5 protein-coding genes and 1 pseudogene are annotated in these 6575 nt (G+C 66.8%); 4 read left to right on the top strand and 2 right to left on the bottom strand.

Annotation, left to right across the window (positions count from 1 at the left end; all coding sequences use genetic code 11):
* Positions 1-493: hypothetical protein (locus tag ACQKIP_RS36175; RefSeq protein ID WP_427745108.1), on the top strand; the 493-nt coding region annotated here is incomplete at its 5' end.
* A gap of 10 nt (positions 494-503) precedes the next feature.
* Here the strand turns inward: ACQKIP_RS36175 and ACQKIP_RS36170 are convergent.
* A pseudogene (locus ACQKIP_RS36170) lies at positions 504-1753 on the bottom strand (IS701 family transposase).
* 136 nt (positions 1754-1889) lie between these two features.
* The gene (locus ACQKIP_RS36165) at positions 1890-2231 is read right to left on the bottom strand and encodes a hypothetical protein (protein WP_365863648.1); all 342 of its coding nucleotides are present in this window, start codon (positions 2229-2231) and stop codon (positions 1890-1892) included.
* Positions 2232-2920: 689 nt separating this feature from the next.
* Between ACQKIP_RS36165 and ACQKIP_RS36160 the strand changes: the two genes are divergently transcribed.
* From ACQKIP_RS36160 to ACQKIP_RS36150, 3 genes are all read left to right on the top strand, one after another.
* Complete coding sequence (locus tag ACQKIP_RS36160; protein WP_365863647.1) at positions 2921-3331, top strand: hypothetical protein; 411 nt, start codon at positions 2921-2923, stop codon at positions 3329-3331.
* Entirely contained in the window at positions 3328-5475 is a 2148-nt protein-coding gene (locus tag ACQKIP_RS36155) for a tetratricopeptide repeat protein (RefSeq protein WP_427745107.1), read from the top strand. The genes ACQKIP_RS36160 and ACQKIP_RS36155 overlap by 4 nt, the downstream gene beginning before the upstream one ends.
* A 273-nt stretch (positions 5476-5748) precedes the next feature.
* Positions 5749-6276, top strand: coding sequence for a hypothetical protein (locus ACQKIP_RS36150; RefSeq protein ID WP_427745106.1), 528 nt, complete (start codon positions 5749-5751; stop codon positions 6274-6276).
* The last annotated feature ends 299 nt before the right edge of the window (positions 6277-6575 follow it).

Genomic DNA, 6575 nt, shown 5'->3' with positions numbered 1-6575 from the left:
CCTGCATACTGTGGACTGGCCATCTTCGACGATCCCGGGGTCTCTATGCCGGTCCCCCAAGTCAATCCGCTTGCAGGGCGGCACGGCCACAAACGTGCCGTCCGATTTCGACGGCCCGCAGGAGGACATGCCGCAGGACGTGGGCGCCTTCGTCGAGAAGATCGCTTATGGCGACATCACCGGCGACGGCCATGACGAAGCAGCATTACCTGTCCTGTGTGCGAACCACAATTCGACGGCCGCTGGCCAAAGGGCCATGGGTGTCATGATCTTCGACGGTTCAACTGGCCGGTTGGCTTTGATCGGGACACTCACAAGCCGCCGGCCTCGTCTCGGAGAACCGCCCAACTTCCTGGAGGTCAAAGATATGGGTCCGGGGAAAGTGACCGTCGGCGACACCTATTATCAGCAAGGTGACGCCAACTGCTGCCCGTCCGGGCACGCCACAGAAAGCTGGACCTACCGTAACGGCAAGCTAATACTCCAGCCGTAGATCGTGATCTTCATGAGTGGGTGGCCGCTTGCCGCCGGTAGTGGCAGGCGCGGGCGCGGGCCTGGTGGCGGCGTCGCCAGTGCGACCAGCGGAGTCGGTGCGTGAGGTCGTGGGCCCGGCTGGTCAGGGTAGTGAACAGCCGCTGGATCTCGTTGCAGGTCAGGGGGATCAGGTCGTCGGCGGCGGGGCCGCAGCGTTCGGCAGCCGCGGTGACGGCGAGGAAGGCGTGGGCGAGCATCGCGAGGGTGACCCAGCGGTGCCAGGAGGTCCAGCGGCGGACCTGGTGTTCGTCCAGGCCGGCCAGGCCCTTGCCGGCCTGGAAGGTCTCCTCGATCGTCCATCGTCGTCCGGCCACCCGGATCAGGTCGGACAGCGGGACGGGGTGGGGTGAGAAACAGCGGTAGAAGGCAAGTTCGCCGGTTCGCCGGTTGCGGCGGGCCAGTAGCCACCAGTGCCCGAGCCGGTCGGCGGGGCCTTGGATGTCGGCCTGGGCCCAGTCGTAGTACCGCTCGCCCTTGGCGCCCTCTCCGACCGAGCGCCGCTGCCAGGCCCGCTTCGGGATCTTCGCCGCGATGACCTTGGCCGGGAACTTCCCCGCCGCCATGATGACTTGGTGGGTGCTGGAGACCGCCAGGACGTAGCCGGTCCGGCGTTCTTCGAGGTCGGCCCGCAGGTGCGGATTGTCGCCGTAGACCTCGTCGCCCGCCACCCAGCGGGCGTGCCCGTGTCCAGCGCCCGGCCGATCATTCGGGCTGCCAGGACCGGCTTCGTTGCGAAGGCGAGGTCGTCGGGAATGCCGGCGGCCCGGCAGCGGTCGGGATCGTCGGTCCATGAGCGTGGCACGTACAGGGCGCGGTCGATCGCGGCGTGCCCACGGTCGGTGGAGTAGACGAGGTAGACGGCGACCTGGGAGTTCTCGATCCGGCCCGCCGTGCCGGTGTACTGGCGCTGGACACCGACCGTGGCGGTGCCCTTCTTCAGGTCGCCGGTCTCGTCGACCACCAGCACGGCCCCGTCGTCGGCCAGGTGCTCGACCACGTAGGCGCGCAGGTCATCGCGGACCGCGTCGGCGTCCCATTTCGCGCGGTGCAACAGGTGCTGCATGCCGTCCGGGGTGGCATCGCCCGCGTGTTCGGCCAGGGTCCAGCAGTTCTTCCTCGGCAGGTCGGACAGCAGGCCCAGGACCAATGCCGTTGCACGGCGGCGCGGTTCGACCCGGGCGAACCGTCCCGCGATACGGCCCGTCAGCTGATCGAACATCGACCGCCATCGGGCAGGCACTACGCCGTGGCCCGTGGCCACCGCCTGATCTTCCTTTGTCGACACAACTCATGGTGATCAACGGTGGCTGTCTTCGTCTGCAGACCGGCCCTACCCGACACGATCAAGGCCAGCTTCAGTCCGCACCTTGGGACTTCCACGTGAAGGCATCTGCGGTCCGCCTGGCCAACGATCCGGTCTGCCAGGATTCCGTGATGTCGGTCCAGTCACGGAGGTATGCGCTGCGGGCACCGTGTTCCGCCTCTTGGTCGTAGAAGAGGTCGAACCTGTAGACCCTGCCCTCGCCGGAGATGACTTGGCCCTCTTCGTGACTGAGGCTCTCCTGCAAGAGGTCAACGACGACCGTCACATCGGGATCAAGCCCCTGAGCCCGCAGGAGCTCCCGCAACCGGGCCCAGAGATCAATGGTGCTGGTCCGCAGAAGTCCTGTGTACTGAACGACGATGCTTGAGATCACGAACTCAGTCTTCCAGACAGCACTGCGCAAGCAGCATGGACGATGCCACCCGTGCATGGCGACGATCCGTCAGTCGTGTCAACGGCACCGAGCCCGTGCCTGCATCAGCCATCACCGGCGACAAGCCGCGCAACAACCGTGATCAAGATCTACGGCTGGAGTACTAACTCCTGAGGCTCCCACGGCCAGCTGAGGCCTGGGAGATGCGACCCGACTGCCTTGGGCCTCTCACGGGGGGCCGGGGACGATCCAGGGAGGACGCTGCCGAGCAGTCAGATACGGACCCGGCGTGGCCGTAGACAAGAGCCCTCAGCTCCAAAGCGCCTGAGTTGAGTCGGCCCGCTCCCGAAAGGCCGTCGCGAGCCGTTCGCCGACATCGGCCTGTCGGCCATCGCCCCCATCTGCATCGCCAGGGTCGCCGTCACAGCCCTGCCGGGATGGGCGCGCCGGACAGGTATACGAGCTGGCCGGGCCCGCCCTCAGCGCGTTCCGCCCGCGGGACCGAGACGATTGTCGACGTTCGCTGAGCCGATCCGGGGCTGGCGGTCTCCTCGGCGCGGTGGCCATCGGTCGCGCGCTCGTCGCGTGGGCCTGGCCTGGCATCTGCTATACGCAAGTATCTTTCTTGCGCACGGACTTGAAGGCCATAGGGTGGGAGTTGTCCATGTCGGGGCACGGATCGGGGAGCTGTGGAGCCGGAGATTGCCGCTTTGGCAAGTAGCGCAGGAACTACCGTAGTTACTTTGATGGCCACTGATGCCTGGCAGCGCATGCGTGAGGGGATGGCTTCTCTCTGGCGTCGCGGACACGAGGAGCGTGCCGAGGCAGTCGTGGCGGATCTCGATGCCACCCGCGAGGATCTCCTGGCTGCGCTGGCGGCAGGTGACACGGACGTCGAGGCTGAGCTTCGGAGCGAGTGGCGGGGCCGGATCCGACGCCTGCTCACGAATCGACCGGAAGTAGCCGAGGATCTGCGCAGGCTGCTGGACGAGTTCGGCCCACGCGAAAGCACCGCCGCGCCCATATCACAGCATGCGACTGCATCCGGCCGCGCCAGGGTCTACCAGGCAGGGCGCGACCAGCACATCTCCGAACGATGAGTGGAGAGATACAGGGCCGTGCCGACAGCGGCGGCCGGGTCTACCAGGCTTCGGGCGATCAATACATCGTCGAGCACCACCATCACAGCGACGCGGGCTCGATTGCCTGGGAGAGTGTCGCATCGGTCCGCCAGCCGACGGGCGGCCGGGCGCCGGTGGTCCTCCGAGACCGAACCGAGCTGATGGAACACCTTCGGCCAGCGGTGGCGCCGGAGGCAAGCAATCAGATCTATGTCCTTCACGGCATGGGTGGCTGCGGCAAGACCGCGGTCGCCCGCACTCCGTTCGAGGACGCCACAGCCGATGGCAACCGCATCGGTCTGTGGGTCAATGCTGCCGATCGGACCAGCCTCCGCAGTGGCATGCTTGCAGTGGCTGCCGATCGGGGCGCGGCAGAAGGAGAGTTGATCGCGGCCCGGAACGGGTTACGGGCACCAGCGGACCTTGTGTGGGACCGACTCGGTTCGTCCGACCGTCCCTGGCTGCTGGTACTCGACAACGCTGACGACCCAGAGATCCTGCAAGAGGGTGGCTGGTTGCGCGCCAGCCCGCGCGGCACAGTCCTGGTCACCACTCGTCGAGCCGCAGCCCGATGGTGGTCGCACGCCGAGTTGCACCATGTCGGTGTGCTGCCGCAGGAGGCCGCCGCGCAGGTGTTGTGCGACCTCGCCCCGGAGTCGGGGACGATGGCGGAGGCAGCCGAAATCGCAGATCGGCTGGGGCGGCTCCCCCTGGCGCTGACCCTGGCAGGAGGCTTCCTCTCCCACCAGGTGATCGACCCCTGGTCGATGGCGGAGTATGGCCACCACCTCGGCGACCGTGGCGGTGCGGAGTTCATCGATCAAGGGGCGAGCGCCCTGGGCCGTGAGGATGCCCGGCATTTGATCACCCGGACTTGGCAGTTGTCCCTTGACGCGCTCGCCGGCCGAGGTCTGGAGGAGTCAACGGCGCTGCTCCGGCTGCTGGCCTGCTACGGTTCCGACCCCCTGCCGCTCACGATCTTGAACAGCCCGCAGATCAACAATGTTGTCCCTCGAACACGGGCCGATGCGGCCCTGCGGGGACTGCTCGATCAGTCCCTGACGGCGATGGTCGACCCAGGCGTGCGCTGTCTCCAGTCCCACGCGGTACTGCTTGCGAGTGTGATGGCCAGCACGCCGGGCGAGCAGATCACAGAGTTCACGGGCACCGCAGCCCGGTTGCTTGCTGCCGCTGTACCGGCTATTCCCCAGCGTGGTCCGCAGGATCTGCGGCTGAGCCTTCTCGCACCCCATACCGTCGCCTTGCTGCGCAACAGCTCTGAGACGTCCGTGGTGGTTGAGGTTCTCGAGGTTGCGGTACGACTGGCCTGCGCCCTTCACCGCACCGGCGATTACTTGTCCGCATGGGAGCTGGCCTCGGCTGCGGTGGCCGCAGCCGAACCCCGCCTCGGTCGGGCACACCGGCTGGTGCTGTCTGCGCACTCAAGGATTGGCAGGGCACTCTTCCGCCTCGGTAGATTCGAAGAATCCGAGGCCGTTCTCCGTCGCGTGCTAGCGGAGAGGGAAGGGCTCTTCGGGCCGGATGATCCCGATACTCTGGACAGCTGCTTCGGAATCAATTACCCGCTGCAAGAGCTCGGGCGCGTGGCGGAAGGCGTCGCCTTGCTCCAGCGAGCCGCGGACGGACGAAAGAGGGTTCTCGGGCGAGAGCACCCTTTGACGCTGCAGGCCCACGCTCTTCTGATCGAGTTCTTGCCTGTTGCCGAGCTCGCGCTGGAGATCGACGGTGCGGTGATGCCGCTTCCGCAGGAGTGTGCCCTTCACTTGGGATCGGACCACGCCGTCTCCCTGGGGGCGCGGCTGAGCTATGCCTACGCCCTGTTCCGGCTGGATCGCTTCGAAGGAGCCGTCGAGGAAGCTGGCCGAGTCTTCGCGGACTACGACCGCCGCCACGGCCCTGACTACGCACTGACACTGGCGGCACAGCAGGTGTACGCGCGAGCTCGGGCCGCGCTGGGGGATGTCAACTCGGCGGTTGAAATGCTGGCGGTGGTAGTCCGCAGGCGCGAACAGAGCCTGGGTGCACAGCATCCCTTCACGGCCCAGGCCCGGGAACACCTGGAGGAGTTCCGGGCCCAAGCAGCTGCTCGACTCGCTGACTGACAACCGGGGCCGTCTGCGTCCGCTGCGTGAGAGTGTGACGGACGCCCTGGCCTGGCCGACGAGCCGTGGACGTCGGGAGAGGTCTGCGTCCTCGCAACTCCAAGGTGTTCCGGCACCTCAAAGCCTGCGGAGAACCGGCCTCGGACGCCTCAGGCGCACCTGTACCGTCGCTGTCTGTCTCGTCGTTCGTTCTATGGGCAGTGCTCCTCGTGGGCCCTCTGCGGGCATGGGGCAGGAACCGGTAGCCGCCGCGACGATCAGGAACGTATGACAGTGGAGCAGAACGAACAGCAGGCACCCGTTTCGGATTCTGCGTCGGTGCCCGCAGGCCGGCGGAGTTACGGCTCCTGCCTGGCGGTGGTGGGGGTCATGGGGTGCTTCGTCGGTGTCCCTGCGGTCGGCGGCGGGCTCTGGGGCCGGGGCGTCTGGCGCTGGGCCGGCGCTTCTTGGCCCGGCGGGGTCTACAGTCTCGCCGTGCTGATGGGCCTGGCCGTACCGTGTCTGCTCTTGCTGATGTTCGCCTCGCTGACCTCCCTTGACTGGCAGCGCTACAGGGCCCGGTCGTTCGCCTGGACAGCCGCCGCATGCGCCGGTTTCGCCGCGCTGGTTGTTGTGGGTGGGGCAGCAGTGGAGACCTCGCCCTTCGGCGGAGGCCGGCGGGGCTCGCCGGGCGGGACCGACACCTCACGGGAGTATCCGGGCCTCTGGGCAGTCGGCGGCGGTGCCACGCTCTTGGGCATCGCCGTTCTCACGGTCTTGATTCTTGTGCGCGAAAAGACGCTGCGACGGTCCCGCAGTTGATCACACGCTGTCCGGTTTCCCTGGCAGCCGCCACGGTCGACGGGCGGCAAAAGCGGCTTGCCAAGGCCCGCTGATGGGCTTGTCTGCCCTGTGACTGCGCTGGCTTGCCCTGTTGAGAATTTGTCGACGGTTAGGGGTGTCATTCGAAGTCCGTCGGCAACATAGAAATCAACAGGTTCTGAAGTCGCCGTGCTGCAGGGTGAGTTCAGCGGCTCTGCTCAGTCCCAGTCGGACGGCGGTTGATCGATGTGCCCGCCTTTGTGGGGTGCAGTGATGTGGTCCTCGTCGCCGTCGGGCAG

This window comes from Streptomyces sp. NPDC059900, assembly GCF_050270335.1.
In the GTDB taxonomy this organism is placed as follows: domain Bacteria; phylum Actinomycetota; class Actinomycetes; order Streptomycetales; family Streptomycetaceae; genus Streptomyces.
Note: the sequence above shows the minus strand (reverse complement) of the source record. Positions and strands in the feature narration are given on the sequence as shown.